The following is a 2,480-nucleotide window of genomic DNA, read 5'->3' on the forward strand; positions in this document are numbered from 1 at the left end:
GTGCGCGCTGCACCGGTACAAAGCCCATGCCCGGCGTGCCGATGAAGCTCGCCACGAAGCGCGTGGCCGGGCGGCGATACAACTCCGCCGGCGTTGCCACCTGCTCAATCGCGCCGCCCTTCATGACGACGATGCGCGTCGCCAGCGTCATCGCCTCGATCTGGTCGTGCGTGACGAACACCATCGTCGCGCCCAGACGCTGGTGCAGCTGCGCCAGCTCCAGCCGCGTGCGCCCACGCAGCGCCGCGTCGAGGTTGGACAACGGCTCGTCGAACAGGAAGATGCCCGGCTCCTTGACGACCGCGCGGCCGATGGCGACACGCTGGCGCTGGCCGCCCGACAACTGCCCTGGCTTGCGGTCCAGCAGCGTGTCCAGCTCCAGCATGCGGGCCGACTCCTGGATGCGCCTGGTGATCTCGTCGGCAGGGATGCCGATGTTCTTCAGGCCAAACGCCAGGTTCTCACGCACGCTCATGTGCGGGTACAGCGCGTAGTGCTGGAACACCATGGCCAGGTTGCGCAGCCCCGGCGGGGCGACGGTGACGTCGCGCTCGCCGATCAGGATGCGCCCGCCGCTGACTTCCTCCAGCCCCGCGACCATGCGCAGCAGGCTGGTCTTGCCGCAGCCGGAGGGGCCGAGGAAGACGACGAACTCGCCTTCGGCCACGTCCAACGACAGGTTCTCGATGACCTGCACCGCGCCATAGCGCTTGCAAACGTTCTCCAACTTCAGGCCAGCCACGTTGGGTGTCTCCGGTTCATTCTTCTTGGGGGATCACGGGCCAGCCATCGTCGGACCAGCTCAGGCGCTTGATGCGCAGATGCGGCTTGCCGCCGCGCTCGGCGTCGTAGGCGTGATGGACCAGCCAGTCGCCGACGATGTCCTGGTGGCCGGGGCCCTTCCAGCGCGCACCGCCCGAGAGCAGCGCTGTGCCGCCCGCATCCATCAGGTCCTTGCCATCGCAATCGAGGTACGGGCCTGTCACGCCGCGGGCGCGACCGACGCGGATGTTGTAGGTGCTCGCGGCGCCTCGGCAGCACAGGTCGTAGGAAGCGAACAGATAGACCCAGTCGCCATGGCGGGCAATCGTCGGCGCCTCGATGCCGCCCTTGCGGCGGGCGATGAAGCGCGTCTCGCCGATGGGGCGCAGCGTTTCGGCACCCAGTTCGGTCAGGCGGATGCCGCCCCAGAAGGAGCCGTAGCTCAGCCACAGGCGCCCGTCGGTGTCGACGAAGAGGTCGGGGTCGATGGCATTGAAGCCGTCCTCGGCGCGGCTCTGCACGACCAGGCCCTCATCGCGCCAGTCGCCGTCGGGCCTGTCGCTGCTGGCCAGGCCGATGGCCGAGCGGTTCTTGCCAAAGGTCGAGACGGAGTACAGCGCCCAGGTGCGGCCGCGGTGCTCGAACAGCTTGGGCGCCCACACGTCCAGGCCCTTGTGCTCGGGCACCGCGTCGGCCCACCAGGTGGGTGGCTCGCCGAACATGGGCGCAAGGCGGCGCCAGGTCTTGCCAGCGTCGGCCGACTCCAGCCGCTGCAGGCCACGGCCGGTCGTGAAGACGAACCAGCGGTCGCCCTGGATCAGCAGCGTCGGGTCATGCGCGCCCGTGTCGCCCTGCGGCTCCCATGCCCACGCATCGCCGGCAAGGAGCCACGCGGAACAYAGGATCAGGAGCAATCGCATCACATGCATCTCCGTACGCCGAAGCTCGGCGGCGCGGGACGCCGACCATCGTGCGGCGCAGCCGGTCGGGTTGGGCTACTTGCCCCAGCGAAGCACGAGGGGGTCGAGTCGCTTGGCGGCGTCGAGAAGGCCGGCGCGCACTTCGGGGCTCATCTCGGGGAAGGGGTGGCGCGGCGCATCGCTCTTGATGACGCCGCCTTCCTTCATCAGCGCCTTGGCGGTCAGGATGCCGCCCTGACGGTTCTCGTAGTTGATCAGCGGCAGCCAGCGGCCGTACTGGGCCACGGCTTCCTCGCGGTCGCCGGCGTGGAAGGCGTCGAAGATCTTGCGGATGCCGTCGGGGAAGCCGCCGCCCGTCATCGCGCCAGTAGCGCCGGCGTCCAGGTCGGCCAGCAGCGTGATGGCTTCCTCGCCATCCCACGGGCCTTCGATGGCCGCGCCGCCGACGCGGATCAGCTCGCGCATCTTGCTGGCGGCCTGCGGCATCTCCAGCTTGAAGTACTTCACGTTGGCGATGCTCTGCGCCATGCGCGCCAGGAAAGGCACCGACAGCGGCGTGCCCGCCACCGGGGCGTCCTGGATCATGATGGGAATGCCGATCGCGTCAGACATGCGCTGGTAGAAGCTCTCGATCTGGCCTTCGGACACGCGAAAGGTGGCGCCGTGGTACGGCGGCATGACCATGACCATGGCTGCGCCGAGGTCCTGCGCGAGCTTGCTGCGCTCGATGCAGATCTGCGTCGAGTAATGCGTCGTCGTGACGATGACCGGCACGCGGCCGGCCACGTGCGCCAGGAT

3 protein-coding genes are annotated in these 2,480 nt (G+C 68.8%); all 3 read right to left on the reverse strand.

Features of this window, described 5'->3' with window-relative positions:
* The coding region (locus tag ACXJKR_RS29755; RefSeq protein ID WP_457325912.1) for an ABC transporter ATP-binding protein at window positions 1-742 on the reverse strand (742 nt) is incomplete at its 3' end.
* Between the two features lie 16 nt (window positions 743-758).
* On the reverse strand, window positions 759-1,682 hold the full coding sequence (locus tag ACXJKR_RS29760) for an arabinan endo-1,5-alpha-L-arabinosidase (RefSeq protein WP_457325913.1): 924 nt from the start codon (window positions 1,680-1,682) through the stop codon (window positions 759-761).
* 75 nt (window positions 1,683-1,757) lie between these two features.
* The coding region (locus ACXJKR_RS29765; protein ID WP_457325914.1) for a dihydrodipicolinate synthase family protein at window positions 1,758-2,480 on the reverse strand (723 nt) is incomplete at its 5' end.

The sequence above is a fragment of the Roseateles sp. P5_E11 genome, from assembly GCF_054049355.1.